This is a genomic window from Arthrobacter sp. H35-D1, from assembly GCF_030063185.1.
Classification (GTDB): domain Bacteria; phylum Actinomycetota; class Actinomycetes; order Actinomycetales; family Micrococcaceae; genus Specibacter.
This window is the reverse complement of sequence record NZ_JASISP010000002.1, coordinates 246,614-262,816: the sequence shown is the minus strand read 5'-3', so window position 1 is coordinate 262,816 and position 16,203 is coordinate 246,614. Positions and strand designations below refer to the sequence as shown.

Genomic DNA, 16,203 nt, shown 5'->3' with positions numbered 1-16,203 from the left:
AGGGTCTGTCAATGAATGTTCCCCTGCTTTCCCCGCAAGCACCCCCACTGGGGAGCCGTGCAATTCTGCGGCAACGCTGGAGCGATGTGACGTTTCTGCACTGGCGTGTCGATCCTGGAATGGTCGAAACGCTCATGCCTGCGGGATGCCGCCCCGACGTGATTGATGGAAGTACTTGGGTTGGGCTCATCGCGTTTCAGATGTCCAAGAGCTCGTTCTTCGGTGGCCCAAGCATTCCGTGGCTCGGCGACTTCCCTGAAGTCAACGTGCGGCTGTACTCGATCGATGAACAGGGACGGCGAGGCGTTGTGTTTCTCAGCCTTGAGGCGTCACACCTTGTGCCGGTGCTCATCGCTCGGGCAGCTTTTGGACTGAACTATCGGTGGGCTTCCATGAAACTGGACCAGCGTGATGGGAAAGTGGCCTACCGCACCAGGCGGCACGGTGAACCGGAGGCAACCTCCCACATCATCGTGCGTCCGGGCCATGACCCAGCGGCAAATGCTGCGCTCGCGACCGATCCGATATCTACTTTTCTGACGGCCCGCTGGGGTTTCCATGAAACCCGCCTCGGCCACACCATTTACGCGCGCAACCACCACCAACAGTGGCCGCTGCAGCACGCAGAGCTCCTGTATCTCGAGGACGGGCTGTTGGCCGCGGCCGGCTTCGAAGCGTTGGCCGGACGCGCCCCGGATTCGGTGCTGTACGCCAGTGAGGTGACCACCGTCTTCGCATCGCCACGGCGACTTGTTCGCGCTCGCCGGCACCGCGCGAGAGTCGAAGAGGGGCGCCGGAAGCAGCCGCCGGCACCCGCCTTCGCTTGATTGGGCCATCGGTATTGACTCAACGGTATTGACTCATCGGTACGTTGCGGCACGGCTTCGGTGAGCAACGCCGTCGGGCCCATGGTTGATACTGCAGCTCCTGCGGGTGTGCCGCCGTTCCTCTGGTTGATTCTGCAGCTCCTGCGGGTGTGCCGCCGTACCCCGATTTGGTTCTGCAGCTCCTGCGGGTGTGCCGCCGTTCCTCTGGTTGATTCTGCAGCTCCTGCGGGTGTCAGGGCTCAATACCCGCAGGAGCTGCAGAATGAACGGATGAGGATCCAAGATACCCGCAGGAGCTGCAGAATGAACGGATGAGAATCCAAAGCACCCGCAGGAGCTGCAGAATGAACGGTGGAGAGTTCGGGGCACTCGCAGGAGCTGCAGTACGAATGGGGTACGGACCGGAGAGACGGGCTAGGAAGCCACCGGCGCCACCCGGCAGGCATTTTCCTGGGAAACCCGGCGCAGCAGTGCCCACACCAGCAGGCCAATGGAGATCACTGCCAGCAGGGGCTGCACAGGCTCAAAAAACGTCATGGCACCAGTCGTGCCCAATGCCAGCAGCACCAGTTTGTTGCACACAGGGCAGCCGACGGCAAAGAACGTCAAGAGCGACGCGACAATTCCGGACTTGTTGGTGTTTCCCGTACGGGCTATGGGGGAGGCCACGTAGGTTGCCACCAGCAGTCCCGTCAACAACGAGCTGATACCCAGCGCGGTGTAGGACCACCAGGTGGGCGGGATCTCGCGGGTGAAGAACATATTGGGGATCAAGGCGGTTGGAATGGCAACCACCACAAAGATCAGCACGGCCGCAGCTGTTCCTGCCACCCAACGGCGCCCTGGCCATTGGCGCAGATTGCCAGCAATGGTGAGCAAATCAGCCCCCTTCCGTGGTGCTGCGTTCGCGTTCCGCCCGGTGGGTGCGCCACAGGTACAGCCCGCCCACCGCCAGCAGCACAGCCAGTGCAACCAGTCCGAACACCAAGTTCGAGGCCTTGGCCGACATGGCAACAACCCACGATTCCGCAGCATATTGGGCGTCAATGGTGAGCAAGCCGCCCAGCGAAGAGGTGCCCTGCGTGGCCAGCAAAAGCACGCCAATGCCAATCGAGAGCACGCCGGAAACCACCATCCACACGGAATTCTCCCACGGGCCCAACCGGAAGCGGCGCGGCTTCAGCCAGGACCGCTCGCCCAGCCGCAACCGAGTCCACAGCAGTGACATGATCCCCAGCGGCAGCGCCATGCCCAGCGCAAAAATTGCCAGCATGATCCCGCCGTAGAGCGGATTCCCGCCCGCAGCGGCCACCGCAAGCACGGAACCCAAGATGGGGCCCGCGCACACTCCGGCCACGCCGTAGACCGAACCCAGCACAAAAACGGAGACGGCCGACGTCCCGTCGGCGCCGGAACCGCGGCTCAGCCCGGTGAATTCCACGCCGATGATCTGCAGGATCCCAATGACAATCACCACGGCGGCCGCCACCGTAATCAGCCAGCCCCGGTTTTGCATCACCAGGGACCCGAGGAAACCGGCCAGCAATCCCAAGGGCACCAAAGTGGTGAGCAACCCGGCGTAAAACAGGACAGTGCGGCCCATCAATTTGCCGGGACTGGCAAATGCGTAGGCAAAGAAAGCGGGCAACAACATGACCGAGCACGGGCTCAAAAGGGTCAGCATTCCGCCAAGGAACGCCCCCGTGTATCCAATGTCCATCGCTACTTGGCCTTTGCCAGCGCTTCGTCAATGACCTGGGTGAAAACATCCATCGGTTGCGCTCCGGGAATGGCCTGGTTGTTGATGACAAAGGTGGGTGTGCTGTTCAGCCCCAGCTGGGTTCCCTCGGACAGGTCTGCCTGGACCTTGGCCTCCAGCTCGGGGCTCAACATGTCCTGGGCAAACTGTGCCATGTCTGGAACGCCGATCTGCTCGGCAAAGGCCAGCAGTGCCTTCTCGGACAGGTCGGCCTTGCCCTTTTCGGGGGCGGACGCATAGAGCGCTTCGTTGAACTCCCAGAACAGTCCCTGCTCACCTGCGGCACGGGCGGCCACGGCCGCGTTCATCGAGGCTTCTCCCAACACTGGAAGGTCCCGCCACTCGATCCGCAACTGGCCGGTGTCAACGTACTTCTTGACGATTTCAGGCTGGGTCTTGCGGGCGTAGGCGCCGCAGAAGGGGCAGTTGTAGTCCGAGTATTCGATCATGACGACCGGCGCGTCCACGGCTCCCAAGGCCACGGGATCGTCGGCGGTGCGCCGCTCCAAATTCAGTTCCGCGGCGGCAGGCTGGTCGGAGCCTGCTGGGGCTTGGCCCCCGGATGCCGGGGCATTCGCTTCGTTTACGCGCTTCTCCTGGGCGGCTGCGCCAACAAACATCACTGTTAAAACGACCACGACACCCAGTACCAGCGTCAGGATGAGGTTCCTGGTTTTCTTCGTATTCATGGGGGAACTTTCAAGATTGTGCAGGCTCGTCACATCGGCGGTCCCGTCTCAATGACGGACCGGCCACGGCGCACCATGCGTATATACAAGGACACGTTCGACGCCGGGCACCCGCCTTTGGCTCTTCGCCTTCGGTGGGGTGCAGGCGTGCCTGTGTCTACGTCCGCACGATCCCAAGGTCCAGATGTGTCAATGCTGCAGGGGTCCTGCCCGAGAGCTGGTCCGCTGCGATCCCCGGATGGACGGGAGCGAAAAGCCCGGTGCAGTCATTGCCGGGAGAGTGCTGCAACTGGGCCTGGGCGGGAGCAACGGCGTTGGATTCCACCCGAACCTTGTCCCTTCCAGGGGTGCAGGACGTCAACACTTGGCCGGAGACGCCGGCGGACGACTTCGCGGCGGTGCCCCGGACGGTGTCTGCGGTCATCCCGGCTGAAGTGTTCAGTGCCGGGCCATCGTTTAGCGCGGCGTCAACGTTCTGTGCGTTGTCATCGTGCAACACGGTGTCATTGAACGCGGAAGCGCCAATCGATGCGACTTGCCCATTGGGGGAGGCTTGGGCGCCGGTGGAGCCAATGGCCAGCAGCATGAACGCAGCGAAAGCAAGAATGAGGGCGTGGGCGGCAACACGGGGGAGGGCATTGATGCGTTGCATTCGGCCTCACCTCTTGGTGTTGTTGTCATCCAGGGCGTCGTCCCGGCATATTCCACCCACTATACGGCAGCGCCTTGGCTGAAACGGTGCGTCCGCAAACTGAACCACAAGCGTTCGCGGCAGGCGGCTGGGAGGTGGGTTCGGCGTCGTCCGTTGCGTAACATCCGGACTTTTTGCCCGACATGCCCGCGAAGCAACAATGCGGCAATGAGTGACGTGTCGCATTGAATCGGCACGAATCCCCGGAAACTCAACGTTCTTTGCGGATTAGGCGTGCGCCGCGGGAATTAAAGTGACGCACCTCTCAGTAATAAGTGGCACTGGAGTCGTGGGCATGTATACTGAGACGTAGTTGTAGTGTTGCGTTTTTTGTAGTTGAAGCGATGCCGCCCCTTGGGGAGACGTCGCTTTTCTGGAGAAGCGGACTTACACCGTAAACGGAGGCCCGAAGGTCGGGCGGAATCTCCAACTTCAGAAGGAAACAGAAATAATGGCAACAGGTACCGTCAAGTGGTTCAACGCTGAAAAGGGCTTCGGCTTCATCTCACCCGATGACCAGTCCCAGGATGTTTTCGCGCACTACTCCGCGATCAACTCCTCAGGCTACCGCTCCCTCGAAGAGAACCAGAAGGTTTCCTTCGATGTTGAGCAGGGTCCGAAGGGTCCTCAGGCAGTCAACATCCAGGCTATCTAATTCTAAAGAAACCGTGCGGGCAACCGCGCATTCTTTAGGCCTAGCGGCTTGAACAGGCAGGGCTCGGGATTTATCCCGGGCCCTGTTTGTGTTTAACGTCCTGTTTGTAGCTAAATGTGGCTTTCGCAGCATTATGTGGGAAAGTCCACCGGCGCCGTTCACGGATGTGGGGCCCGTCATGTGGCACCATGGGAGTCGATGAACAGCAAAGTGGCCAAGCGCCAGCGCGACGGGATTCCCATGCCGCTAGGGCTGCAGGGGGCCTTCGAGGCTGCCCAAATGTTCGTCATTTCGGCTTTGATAGTGGTTGTTCCCTTGGCAGCCACCTGGTTCGCCGGCGGCTTCGCCGAAAAGAACCTCTCAGTTGTTGCACAGTTCGCAGGACAGATTTGGCTCGTTGGCCATGGCGTCCCGCTCAACCTCACGTTGAGCAGCGGTCCGGACGCGGCCACCATGCAGACCGGCACCTTCAGCCTGATCCCGCTGGGACTTCTCCTCATCCCGTTCTTCCTTTCATGGCGTTCGGGCAGACGCCTGGCACGGGCCTCCTACACGGACCAATTGTGGCAGCCGCTGTTTGGTGCCCTTGCGGTCTATGCGGCGGCCGGGCTGGCCACGGGATTCGTGTGCAGCACTGCAGACGTCAAGGCACCGCTGCTGGCCAGCGTGCTGTTTCCCGTCATTCCTGCAGCTGCCGGACTCATCACAGGTTCACGGCTTGAAGCGGGCTCGTGGAGCCGGCTCATCGGCATCAGCGCCGCCGACTGGATTTCCAGGACAAGCCAAGACCAGCGCTGGGCGGGGTCCTATGTGTGGACGGTTGTCACATCAGGCTTTATCGCCGTAGTTTCGGCCGTCTCGGTCTCGGCGTTGCTGCTGGCCGCCAACGTGATTGGACGCTGGAATGACATCATCGCCGTCTACCAGGGCCTGCACGCCGGCGCCACGGGCGGGGCGGCCCTGACACTGGCCCAATTGGCCTACATGCCCAACATGGCATTTTGGACGCTGGCCTGGACCGGCGGGGATGGTTTCTCCCTTGGCGTTGGCTCAAGCGTTTCACCGCTGGGCACGTCGGTGGCACCAGTTCCTCCCATCCCGCTCTTGGCCGCACTTCCCGTCGGCGAGCTTGGCTGGGGCTTTGTGGCGCTGCTGATTCCCGTCGCTGCCGGTGTTCTGGGTGGTTGGTGGTTTGTGCGGGCTGGCGAAAACCACTTTGACGAATGGTTGTCGTTGAAGATCAGGCAACGCTGGTTGTCGCTGCCTTTGTCAACGATCTTCCTTGGCGCCGTGACAGGGGTGGTGGCCGCACTCTTCTCCAGCTTCCTCTTTTTCCTCTCGCACGGCTCGGCGGGGATTGGACGCTTGACGGATCTTGGCCCCGACCCGGTTTCGGCGGCGCTGTGGATTGGTGCCGAAGTCGCCGTCGGCGTCATGATCGGTGGGTTGGTGGCGCCGTGGCTCGAAGGCGACGGGACCACCCTGCCGCTGATGCGAAGCCGCAGCGAAGCCGCCGAATAGGGCCAACCCGCCCCTTGGCCCTAAAATTGGTCGCATGCGCATAGTTGTCTTAGTCTCCGGAACCGGTTCAAATCTGCAGGCCGTCATTGACGCCGTTGCCAAGGGCAGCCTGCCCGTGGAAATCGCCGCGGTGGGAGCCGACAGGCCCGGCACCTACGGAGTCCAGCGGTCGGCCGATGCCGGTCTGGAGACATTTGAGGTGAACTTCAAGGACTTCTCCACCCGCACGGATTGGGACGCCGCGCTGCTGCGAAAGGTGGCGTCCTACGCGCCCGACTACGTTGTCTCCAGCGGATTCATGCGCATCGTTGCTCCCGGTTTCATCGACGCTTTCGAGGGCCGCTACGTCAACACCCATCCAGCGCTCCTGCCCTCATTCCCGGGCGCGCACGGGGTTCGTGACGCCATGGCCTACGGGGTCAAGGTCACCGGATGCACCGTTCATTTCGCCGATGCGGGCGTGGACACCGGGCCCATCATCGCGCAGACGCCTGTGGAAGTCTTTCCAGAAGATACGGAAGATTCACTGCACGGGCGCATCAAAGTGGCCGAACGGGAGCTGCTCATCAAGGTCTTGGCGGACCTGGCCGGGCGCTGGGATTCAGTGCAGGCCTAACTTTCCGGAAGTACCGCTGCTGGATGTTCCCTTGAGTTTTTCCTGTCCAGCAGCCACGTGGAGACTTTGCCAACGAGCCAGCCCAACACAATGGAGGCGACGATCGCAATCAGCACTGCCACCTGCGTGGAGACGTTGGGCCAGAATTGGGTCAGGATCCCAATGCCCACTGAATAAAGAGACCAAATGCTGCCGGAAACCAATGAAAACACCAAGAAGGCGCGCAGCGGGTATCCGGCAATGGTCGCGGCCATGTTCGCGGACAGCCTGCCCAGTGGGATGAAGCGCGAGGTCAGCATGAACATGTATGGCCGTTGCCGCAGCCTGCGGGTGCCGGCGTCAACGGCCCGCTGGCGTCTGGGACCGCGCGTCGATCCCCAGCGTGTTTGGCCAAAGAGCCGCATGAGCCCGTACGTGGCCAGGTCCCCCGCTACGGCACCTGCCAGCATGGCGAGCACCAAGAAGCCCGCGTTGGGGCCACCGTCGATCCCGGCAAGTGCGCCCAAGGCGACGAAGACGGTGGTGCTGGGAACAGGCGGAAGCAATGCTGAAAATGCGACGAAACCTGCTCCGACGACGTATATCCAGAAGCTGGAGAGGAAGCCTGTAGCGTCGGCGGCGAGTTCCATGCATGCCCTTCTCTATATCAATGCGGCAGCAACCAGACGGGCCGCCACATTCATTCTATCGAGTCGGGCGGGATACATTAGCCGCGCTTGCCGCCAAAGCAGAGCGAGGCCAGCGCCGTGGCAGCCGTGATGGTGTACACCGCAGGCAGTGCCCCCATCTTTTTGGCCAACGGGTGCGAGACGCCAAAAGCCAGCACATAGGTGGCGGTCAACACCGTCGCCCTGCCGGTCCCGGCGTTTTTCTTCCAGCTCGCAAAAGCTGCTGCCCCGGCTGCGGCAAGCACGGCACCGCCCAGCTGGCGGTTCCCCGTGGCACGGGCGGCAGTGTATCCGCCGAGCAGGCCGGCGGTGGCAAAAACAGTGGGAAGCAGAGCGCTCATGGTTTCTCCTCAAATTCGTGCAAGGGTGCACATCTCTGTACAAGACAGGCTATACGGTGGATGTGGCGGAACCGTGGGGGAGGGCGTCTATTCCCCATCCGCATCGAAACCGATGGGTGCCCGGCCGTACTCGGCAATTTCTGCCTGAACTTCAGGCTTGTAATAGCCCGGGGCTATCAAGGCGGAGAACTGCAGAACCTGAGCGGGGGAGTCCTTCTTCCAATAGACCAACAGGTACACGGCGGTGCCGTTCTTTACTCCCATGCCCAGGCTCTGTTGGCCCTTGCTTCCTGCAGACATGAAATCCTTGGCCTCCCACGCAGCCAAGTTAGTGTGTGAAAAGCCAAAATGTTCATTCGCCGCGGCAACGGCGGCATCCAAGGCATCGAGTCCGTCCACTGGCTCAAACCACGTGACGGTGTCGACGAAGGGGCTGGTTGAATAGGTGGACATTTTGAAGTCGCTGGTCTTCACGGTCAGTGTGTCATGGGGAAGCTCGAGGGTGATCTTCACTGGCTTGTCAATGTCCGTGGCAAGGTAGGCGACGTCATTCGCATGGGGGGCCAGCCCCACCGACTCTTGTGGCACGGAGGTGGCGCTCAGGTCGAAGCGGCCCCCGCCGTCGGCCTTGATCTTCTTGATCCCGGCCTTGTCCATCATGGATGTGCTGGTACCCACGGAAGTCTCCTCTGTGGTGCTGGGTTGCGTTTGGAATGGTAGGGAACATGAGGCCAGGGCCAGCGCCAGGAGCAGGGCCAACACCAGCAACGGGCCATGGCGGCGGTTATTTCCCATCGAACGGATTCCCATCTCCGAAGACTATCTGGTCGCTGATGGAATCCATTCGGTTAAGAATTCGGTTGGAGTCCACTGCGTCTTGGTATCCCTGATCGCTCACTTGTTGCTCAACAATGTCCTGCAAGCGGTCCGGGTCGTTGGCCAAATCCATGTACGCAGGATAGGTGTCTTCAGTGATGTATTCCCAGCGCTGGTCCCTGTTGGCCAGGTTGCCGTCGGGAAGGGGAGTCTCCACCAGAATGTTGTCATGGAGGGGGTTCGGGACGTCAACATGGCCAGTGTGAATCCTTCACCCTGAAGCCCGCGGCCGCGCATGGCGTCTTGGGCCGACTTCTCGGGATCGCTGGAATTGAAGTCATTTCAGGCCTCCGGCACGAGCGGGTCGGTGATGACACCGGTGCGGTTAGTTGTCCCGTCGCCGCCGCAACCCCTGCCTCCGCCAAAGTCAGTCAAGCGCGGCGCCCTTCGTTTCCGGCGCGGCGAATGCCATCCAAACCACGGCCAGCAGCACCAACCCGCCGGTGAGGCCAAAAGTCAGCGGAAGACCCAAAACGGGCCACAGCAGGGAGCCGAAGATCAGTGGCACCAACCCGGCACCCACCCGCGAAACCGTGGACGCCCAGCCAAAACCGGTGGCCCGCAGATGCGTCGGGTACAACTCGGAGACATAGGTGTAGAGCACGGGGATGGCCACCTGGATGACGAAGCCAAACACCAAAAGCCATACTTGGGCAGCAACAGGGGCATCCAGCACCAAGGCAAAGATCACCAGCGAGAGTGCGGCCAGCGGCCCGGTGACGGCCAGGATCCACTTGCGTCCCACCCGCTCCACGAGCAGGGCCGCGGCGATGACGCCCACCAGGCCAATCGCCGTCATGGAGGCCGTGGCCATGAATGCCTTGTTCTCGGCGTAGCCGGTGGCCACCAAAATGGAAGGCATCCACGTCAGCGCCCCGTAGTACACGAGCAGAATGGTCAGGAACAAAGACCACGCAACACCCGTGATGCGCCAATTGAAGCGCCACAGCCCGGCCAGCTGGTCGGTGACCTTGCCCAGCGACAAGCGCGGGGCATCCGCCGGATCGGGCAGGACCCAGGGCCCCACCGTGGCTCCCGTGCGTTCAATGAGCTTGTCAATGACGGCCTTCGCCTCGGCGGGTCGGCCCGCTTTTACCAGGAACAGCGGCGACTCCGGCACCCCCACGCGCACCCAAAACACCAGCAGCGCAGGCAGCACCATGACAAGCATCAAGTAGCGCCAGTTGCCAAAGCTGGCCATCAACACCGCCGAGACCACCCCGCACAACGACGCGCCAATGGGCCACCAAGCATCCATCGCCGTCAGCACCCGCCCCCTGTGCTTGCGCGGGGTGAACTCGCCCACCAGCGCGTAGTCCACCGGGATACAGCCGCCCAGGCCAAAACCGGCCATAAAGCGGAAAACACAAAACAGCACAATCTCATTGGACACGGCGCCCAACACCGTGAACGCGGCAAAAATCAGCAGCGTCAGGGTGAACGCCTTTTTGCGCCCAATGATGTCGGCAATGGACCCCCAGGCAAACGCGCCCACGGCCATGCCGATCAAATTCGCCGTCCCAATCCACGCTGCCTGGCCCGGGCTCAAACCCCATTCCTTCGACAGCAGGGGGATGAGGAAACCGTTCAGCGTCACGTCCCAGGCATCGAACATGAAGCCGAGCCCGCCTATGAGGAAAATACTGCCCTGCACCCGCCAACGCCACGGCAGCTCCTGGACCACACGGTCGCCCGTCAACACTGCCGCGGGGACGCTCATGGTGCCTTCCGCTGTTGTGGGCACGGCGCAGCTTCTTCCGCGGCGTTGCTCGTGGCCGCAGCCAGCACGACGTCGGACACCGCCTTGCGCAGTTCTGTTGCGTCATTGCCGTCCCGGCTGGGGCTCACCCGGTTGCTGAGCAGGACCACGACGGCGTCCCGGCTTTTGTCCACCAGCAGCGCCGTGCCGGTAAATCCTCCATGTCCGCGGGCCCGCGTGCCGAGCGTTCCCATCCATGGCTGCTGGTTGATGCGCACGCCCAGTCCGTGGCCGAATTCGGGGTTGTCAGGACTGAAATGGCTGCCCAGCACCTCGGGAAGCTGGCTGCGCCACATCTCCGCAGCCAGCCCGGGGGAGAGGATGCCGGGCAGGCCGTTGAGAAGCGCCACGCCAAAGACGCGCAACCCGGCGGCTGTGGCGAACATGCCGGCGTTGCCGCTCAATCCGCCCAGCGACCACGCCGCTTCGTCGTGGACCACGCCCTGGACCAGGCCGCGGCCCAACAGGGGCTGAAATTCAGTGGGGGAGCACAATTCCAGCGGCGGAGCGCCGGTGATGCCGGTGGTGGGCAGTGCATCCAGCAGGTGCTCCTGCACGAGTTGCGCCCAAGCCGTGCCCGTCACGTGTTCGGCCACCGCCATGATGGTGTTGAATCCGGTGCACGAGTACTCAAAGCGCGTTCCCGGAACTGCCTCCAGCTTCGTGGACAGCAAGTCCGCAAGGAGTGCTTCCCGGTTGAAGCCGCGTCCCTCCGACAGGGCGGTCCGCCAACCGAACCACTGCGCGGGCAGCCCGGAGGTGTGCGTGAGCAGGTGCCGCAGCGTCACGGCAGACTTCGGCCCGTCGCGGTAGGCGGACAGCTGGGTGCTGATGGGCGCATCCAGTTCCAGGGTGCCGGTATCCACCAGGGCCAGCGCCGTGACGGTGCTGAAAAGTTTGGTGACGGAGGCCAGATCGAAGAAGCTCTGTGCCGAGGCCTTCCCGGCACTTATTTCCGGCAGCCAATCACGGCCGAGCGCGACGGCGCAGCTGGCGGCGGGTGCAACCCCGTCGCCCACGCACTGGTCGAGCAGGCTTTGTATTTCTTTTTCGAGTTCTTGGTGGGTGGCAGGCATGGGAGGGCTCCGGCGTCGTACTTCTACAGGGTGCCGGCGGCGATGGCTGCAGGCAGGAAACCGTCGTTGGCGGCCAGCAATTCCGTCGCCTGGGAGGCAGGCAGGCCCGTCATGATGGACAGGATCGCGGACTTGACGTGGCCGTCGGCTGCGGTCAACGCCGAGGTGGCCGTGGCGGCGTCGCAGCCGGTGGCGCGCATGAGCGTGCGCTCGCTGCGGGCATGCAGCTTGGCGTTGGTGGCGCGGAGGTCAACCATGACGTTTTTGTAGGTCTTGCCCAGCCGGACCATGCTGATGGTGCTGATCATGTTCAACACCAGTTTCTGGCAGGTTCCGGATTTCAACCGCGTGGACCCGCTAAGGATTTCCGGGCCCACCTCGATTTCCAGTGCCGTGTCCGCCGCGGCGCCCAGGACCGAGTTGTTGTTGCAGGCAAAGCCCACCGTGTAGGCGCCCTGCGCGCGGGCGGCCTTCACTGCGGCGACCACATACGGGGTGCGGCCCGAGGCTGCCAGGCCCACCACCGAATCCGTGGGGCCCAAATCCAAGGCGGCCATGTCTGCGACCCCGGCTTCTTCGCTGTCCTCGGCGTTTTCCACCGCCTGGTTCACGGCTGTCCGGCCCCCGGCAATGACACCGACCACCAATGAGGGGTCGGTGCCAAAAGTGGGCGGGCACTCGCTGGCATCCAGCACGCCCAGCCGGCCCGGTGTCCCGGCGCCGACGTAAATGAGCCGGCCGCCCTGGCGCATGCGGGTGGCAATCTCATCGATGATGGCGGAGATGACGGGAAGCTGTCTGCCAATCGCGGCCGGAACCAGGGAGTCTTCGCTGTTCATTCCAGCGACGAGCTCGGAAGTGCCCAGTGCCGCCAAATCCGGGTACCGGGGGTTGGTCGACTCGGTGACAAGCGCACCGATTTCGGAGCGGACCGCATCGATGCCGCGTGCTTCTGCGGTGGTCATGGCGCTCCCTGCTCTTGTTCCAGCAATGAAACGACTGCTTGGGCGCCAACCCTGTTGAACCCGTGGCAGTGGATGGTGGCGACGGCGCAGGGATGTTCGGGGGCTAAACCGGCATTGATGCACACGGCGCCGGGCGCCGCGGAAAGCACGAGCTCAAGCGTTTCCTGTTGCTCGGGGGAGTCCAGTGAATCGGCGATGACCAGCACTGCACCCTGCGACTGCGTGACGAGGATTTCCAGCTCTGCGCCGGAAAGCTCGGCAGCGTTGGCTTCGGTCACCGCGTAGCTGGACAGCGCCGTGGCGAGGAAATTCTTGGTGGGGCCAGCTGCCATGTTGTGGCCTGTGCGGGAATCGATCAGCGTCACCCGGCCCGTCCCCGTGAGCACCGGCAGTGAAACAGCGGAGCCTTCGCCCAGCGAGTCCAGGCGGCAGGCGCGGGCAGCCACGTCCGCCCAGTCGATGGCATCCGCGGCGGCGTCGTCGGGTTCGCCGGCGCACCACTGCGCCAGTGCTTGGACGCGGGCGGCGGCACGGCGCAGCGTCTCCTCCGGCAGGCGGCCGGAAGTGGCGGCGGCGAGCAGGGCATCGTACACCTCGGTGTAGCAGGACTCGTCGTCCCGACCCGTGGTGTAGGCGTTCTGCGGGTTGCCGACGCACAGCAGGTCGTTGCCGGCCAGCAGTGCCAGCACGCCGCCCTCGCCGGGACCCACCGTGGCGCGCACGGCGGCCATGTCAAGCGCGTCGGTGATCAACACACCTTCAAAACCCAGCTCGCGCAAAAGTGCGCCGGCGGCCGGGTTCAAGGTGGCGGGAACCTCGCCGAGTTCGGAAATGATGATGTGCGCGCTCATCATGGAGGCAACGCCGGCATCTGCAGCAGCCTTGAAAGGGGGCAGGTGGAACTGCCTCATCTGCTCCATGGTGAGGTCCACGCGCGCCGTGTCCATGTGCGAGTCGGCCACGGTGTCCCCATGCCCGGGGAAGTGCTTGGCGCAGGCGGCCACCCGCTCGCGTTGGATGCCGGTGACGGCAGCGGCGGTGTGGGCGCTGACAAGGGTGGTGTCGGCGCCAAAGGCCCGCACGCCGATGACGGGGTTCAACGGGTTGGTGTTGACATCCGCCACCGGGGCAATGGTCAAGTTGATGCCGGCGTCCCGGCACAGGCGACCTATCGCCCGGCCCGCGGCAGCCGTCGTCGTCAAGTCATCCAACGCGCCCAGGGCGGCAGCACCGGGAAGGGTGGAGCCGTCGCGGGACTGCAGGCGGGTGACATTTCCGCCTTCCTCGTCCACGGCGATGACGGCGCTCGGGTTGGCCGCGTGAATGGCGGCGGACAGGGCCGCCACCTGTTCCGGGGCATCGGGGTCAATATTGTGGCCAAAGTACACGACGCCGGCCAGCCCGTTGTCGAGGGCCGTCGCCAACCACTGTGGCACAGTCGTACCAATAAAGCCGGGAAGGATGACCGAATTGATCAGTCGGGGAAGTTCTGCGGGGAGGTTGGGTGCAATGGTTTCAGCCAGGGACGCTGCGTGGTCCAGCTCACGTGAAGTCATAAGGGAAATCCTACCGGCGGGAAGTGGCCTAAACTCTATATGTCGCCATCGTCGATCCACCCTACGGAGAATTTCTGTGACAAGCGTTCCTCTTAACCGTGTTCCCATCCGCCGGGCCTTGATCTCGGTCTACGACAAATCCGGGTTGGAGGAGCTGGCCATGGGCCTGCACGCCGCCGGTGTCGCCATTGTTTCCACCGGCTCAACGGCAGCCAAAATTGCTGCCGCCGGTGTTCCCGTAACCGAAGTGTCCACGCTGACAGGATTCCCCGAGTGCCTGGACGGCCGCGTCAAGACCCTCCACCCGCTCATCCATGCCGGGATCCTGGCTGACCGCCGCCTGCCCGACCATGTGCACCAGCTCGAAGAAATGCACGTCGAGCCCTTCGACCTGGTGGTCGTGAACCTGTACCCGTTCGTGGACACCGTGAAATCCGGTGCCGGACAGGACGCCGTCGTTGAGCAGATCGACATTGGCGGGCCCTCCATGGTCCGTGCGGCCGCCAAGAACCACCCCTCGGTGGCCGTGGTGGTGGACCCTGCCAAATACGGTGCCGTCATTGCAGCAGCGCAGGCCGGCGGCTTCGAATTGGGCGCCCGCCAGCGCCTCGCCGCAGCAGCCTTCGCCCACACTGCCTCCTACGACAACGCGGTGGCAGCCTGGACCGCCGCCCAGTTCCTGGACGAGGACGGCGACGGTCTCATCGACTGGCCGTCCTACGCGGGCTACTCGCTGGAACGCTCAGAGGTGCTCCGTTACGGAGAAAACCCCCACCAGCAGGCAGCGCTGTACGTGGACAAGGGTGCGCCGTCGGGCATTGCCCAGGCGGACCAGCTCCACGGCAAGGCCATGAGCTACAACAACTTTGTCGACGCCGATGCCGCCTTGCGTGCTGCCTTCGACTTCGCCGGCCCGGCCGTCGCCGTCATCAAGCATGCCAACCCGTGCGGTGTGGCCGTGGCCTCCCCGGACGCGGCAGATCCCATCGCCGACGCCCACGCGAAGGCCCACGCCTGCGACCCGCTTTCGGCATTCGGCGGCGTCATCGCGGCGAACCGTACCGTCACCGCCGGCATGGCCCGCACCGTGGCAGGGATCTTCACCGAAGTTGTCATCGCCCCGGACTTTGAGCCCGAAGCGGTGGAAATCCTCTCGAAGAAGAAGAACATCCGCCTGCTGTCCCTGCCCGAGGGCTACGGCCGCTACCCGGCAGAAGTCCGCCAGGTTTCCGGCGGCATGCTGGTGCAGATGTCAGACAAGGTCGACGCCGACGGCGACAACCCCGCCAACTGGACCCTCGCCGCAGGCGCCCCGGCCGACGACGCCACCCTGTCCGACCTCGCCTTCGCCTGGACCGCCGTCCGCGCAGCGAAGTCCAACGCCATCCTGCTCGCCAACAACGGCGCCGCAGTGGGCATTGGCATGGGCCAGGTCAACCGTGTGGACTCCTGCAAGCTGGCCGTGGAACGTGCCAACACGCTCGGCGTGGCCGTGGAATCCGATGTTGACGCAGCCGGCGGCGCTTCTGGCGCTCCCGAAGGTGCCGTTTCGGAACAGCGTTCACGGGGTGCCGTGGCGTCCTCCGACGCGTTCTTCCCGTTCGCCGACGGCCTGCAGATCCTGCTCGACGCCGGTGTCCGCGCCGTGGTTCAGCCCGGCGGATCCGTCCGTGATGAAGAAGTGATTGCCGCAGCCAACGCCGCAGGAATCACCATGTACTTCACCGGCGCCCGCCACTTCTTCCACTAGGCCCCACTTCCTCCCCAATTTCGGGTCGCAAGCTCGGGGCGGGGCCCTCGCGGCTGTGGGCCCACCCAAGCCCTCCTGCGGGTCCAACAAAATGGGAGTGGATTGTGACTGATTTGTTTGACTGGTTGGCGGCGCCCTATGTTGCCGCGAACCTGATCACGGGTATTGCCGCGGCAGCGTTTCTGGCGCTGCTGGTGGGCATTGTTGTAAAGATGCGCCAGCGCTGAGCCAAAACGAGCTGAGCCGGAAAAATACGACGTCGGGGCGGGGGCCGTCGGGGCCAAAGCCCCCCGCCCCCCTCGCCTTTTAAAACGCCTGTCTTTATAAGTGTTTTTGTGGCGGGGGCCCCGGGCCGGCCCCCTGACCAACATTGGAGCGCCCCCCCAACCTCGAGAGAGTTAATAAAGAAAACGTCCAAAACGGGCGGGTGGGGCATGGTGGGGCGGGGTGGGTG

The 16,203-nt window shown here is 63.5% G+C and carries 18 protein-coding genes; 6 read left to right on the top strand and 12 right to left on the bottom strand.

Annotated features, from left to right (window positions below; all coding sequences use genetic code 11):
• Window positions 1–11 precede the first annotated feature (11 nt).
• On the top strand, window positions 12–827 hold the full coding sequence (locus QMG25_RS04605; protein WP_283457695.1) for a YqjF family protein: 816 nt from the start codon (window positions 12–14) through the stop codon (window positions 825–827).
• Window positions 828–1,241: 414 nt separating this feature from the next.
• Here QMG25_RS04605 and QMG25_RS04600 read toward each other — a convergent pair whose 3' ends face one another.
• The 4 genes from QMG25_RS04600 to QMG25_RS04585 form a co-directional block, all read right to left on the bottom strand.
• The gene (locus tag QMG25_RS04600) at window positions 1,242–1,706 is read right to left on the bottom strand and encodes a hypothetical protein (RefSeq protein WP_283457694.1); all 465 of its coding nucleotides are present in this window, start codon (window positions 1,704–1,706) and stop codon (window positions 1,242–1,244) included.
• Between the two features lies 1 nt (window position 1,707).
• Window positions 1,708–2,547 carry a cytochrome c biogenesis CcdA family protein gene (locus QMG25_RS04595; RefSeq protein ID WP_283457692.1) on the bottom strand — a complete coding sequence of 280 codons (840 nt, stop codon included), beginning with the start codon at window positions 2,545–2,547 and terminating at the stop codon, window positions 1,708–1,710.
• Window positions 2,548–2,549: 2 nt separating this feature from the next.
• Complete coding sequence (locus tag QMG25_RS04590) at window positions 2,550–3,275, bottom strand: DsbA family protein (RefSeq protein WP_283457690.1); 726 nt, start codon at window positions 3,273–3,275, stop codon at window positions 2,550–2,552.
• Between the two features lie 157 nt (window positions 3,276–3,432).
• A complete protein-coding gene (locus tag QMG25_RS04585) occupies window positions 3,433–3,927 on the bottom strand; it encodes a hypothetical protein (RefSeq protein WP_283457688.1) in 495 nt (164 codons plus the stop codon).
• Window positions 3,928–4,417: 490 nt separating this feature from the next.
• Between QMG25_RS04585 and QMG25_RS04580 the strand changes: the two genes are divergently transcribed.
• From QMG25_RS04580 to purN, 3 genes are all read left to right on the top strand, one after another.
• Window positions 4,418–4,621, top strand: a complete 204-nt coding sequence (locus tag QMG25_RS04580; RefSeq protein WP_038467205.1) for a cold-shock protein — start codon at window positions 4,418–4,420, stop codon at window positions 4,619–4,621.
• A 198-nt stretch (window positions 4,622–4,819) separates the two neighbouring features.
• Window positions 4,820–6,142: a cell division protein PerM gene (locus tag QMG25_RS04575; RefSeq protein ID WP_283457656.1), complete on the top strand. Its 1,323-nt coding sequence runs from the start codon at window positions 4,820–4,822 to the stop codon at window positions 6,140–6,142.
• A 34-nt stretch (window positions 6,143–6,176) separates the two neighbouring features.
• Window positions 6,177–6,758 carry a phosphoribosylglycinamide formyltransferase gene (gene purN / locus QMG25_RS04570; protein WP_283457654.1) on the top strand — a complete coding sequence of 194 codons (582 nt, stop codon included), beginning with the start codon at window positions 6,177–6,179 and terminating at the stop codon, window positions 6,756–6,758.
• On the opposite strand, the gene QMG25_RS04565 is transcribed toward purN, so the two are convergent.
• The 8 genes from QMG25_RS04565 to QMG25_RS04530 all read right to left on the bottom strand — a co-directional run bounded on the left by QMG25_RS04565 (window position 6,755) and on the right by QMG25_RS04530 (window position 13,999).
• Window positions 6,755–7,387 (bottom strand): DedA family protein, encoded by a 633-nt coding sequence (locus tag QMG25_RS04565; RefSeq protein WP_283457652.1) that lies wholly within the window; start codon window positions 7,385–7,387, stop codon window positions 6,755–6,757. The genes purN and QMG25_RS04565 overlap by 4 nt on opposite strands.
• 77 nt (window positions 7,388–7,464) lie before the next feature.
• Complete coding sequence (locus QMG25_RS04560) at window positions 7,465–7,767, bottom strand: hypothetical protein (protein WP_283457650.1); 303 nt, start codon at window positions 7,765–7,767, stop codon at window positions 7,465–7,467.
• Window positions 7,768–7,854: 87 nt separating this feature from the next.
• Window positions 7,855–8,445: a hypothetical protein gene (locus QMG25_RS04555; RefSeq protein WP_283457649.1), complete on the bottom strand. Its 591-nt coding sequence runs from the start codon at window positions 8,443–8,445 to the stop codon at window positions 7,855–7,857.
• Between the two features lie 106 nt (window positions 8,446–8,551).
• The gene (locus QMG25_RS04550) at window positions 8,552–8,800 is read right to left on the bottom strand and encodes a hypothetical protein (protein ID WP_283457647.1); all 249 of its coding nucleotides are present in this window, start codon (window positions 8,798–8,800) and stop codon (window positions 8,552–8,554) included.
• Window positions 8,801–9,010: 210 nt separating this feature from the next.
• Window positions 9,011–10,363 carry an MFS transporter gene (locus QMG25_RS04545; protein WP_283457929.1) on the bottom strand — a complete coding sequence of 451 codons (1,353 nt, stop codon included), beginning with the start codon at window positions 10,361–10,363 and terminating at the stop codon, window positions 9,011–9,013.
• Complete coding sequence (locus QMG25_RS04540; protein WP_283457645.1) at window positions 10,360–11,478, bottom strand: serine hydrolase domain-containing protein; 1,119 nt, start codon at window positions 11,476–11,478, stop codon at window positions 10,360–10,362. Before QMG25_RS04540 ends, QMG25_RS04545 begins: the two co-directional genes overlap by 4 nt.
• Window positions 11,479–11,501: 23 nt before the next feature.
• Window positions 11,502–12,443, bottom strand: a complete 942-nt coding sequence (gene murQ, locus QMG25_RS04535; RefSeq protein ID WP_283457643.1) for an N-acetylmuramic acid 6-phosphate etherase — start codon at window positions 12,441–12,443, stop codon at window positions 11,502–11,504.
• Window positions 12,440–13,999 (bottom strand): glycoside hydrolase family 3 protein, encoded by a 1,560-nt coding sequence (locus QMG25_RS04530; protein ID WP_283457640.1) that lies wholly within the window; start codon window positions 13,997–13,999, stop codon window positions 12,440–12,442. The genes murQ and QMG25_RS04530 overlap by 4 nt, the downstream gene beginning before the upstream one ends.
• 76 nt (window positions 14,000–14,075) lie before the next feature.
• On the opposite strand from QMG25_RS04530, the gene purH reads away from it, so the two are divergent.
• Together purH and QMG25_RS04520 are read left to right on the top strand one after the other, a co-directional pair.
• Window positions 14,076–15,749: a bifunctional phosphoribosylaminoimidazolecarboxamide formyltransferase/IMP cyclohydrolase gene (gene purH, locus QMG25_RS04525; RefSeq protein WP_283457638.1), complete on the top strand. Its 1,674-nt coding sequence runs from the start codon at window positions 14,076–14,078 to the stop codon at window positions 15,747–15,749.
• A gap of 104 nt (window positions 15,750–15,853) precedes the next feature.
• Window positions 15,854–15,976, top strand: coding sequence for a hypothetical protein (locus tag QMG25_RS04520; protein ID WP_283457636.1), 123 nt, complete (start codon window positions 15,854–15,856; stop codon window positions 15,974–15,976).
• Window positions 15,977–16,203 lie beyond the last annotated feature (227 nt).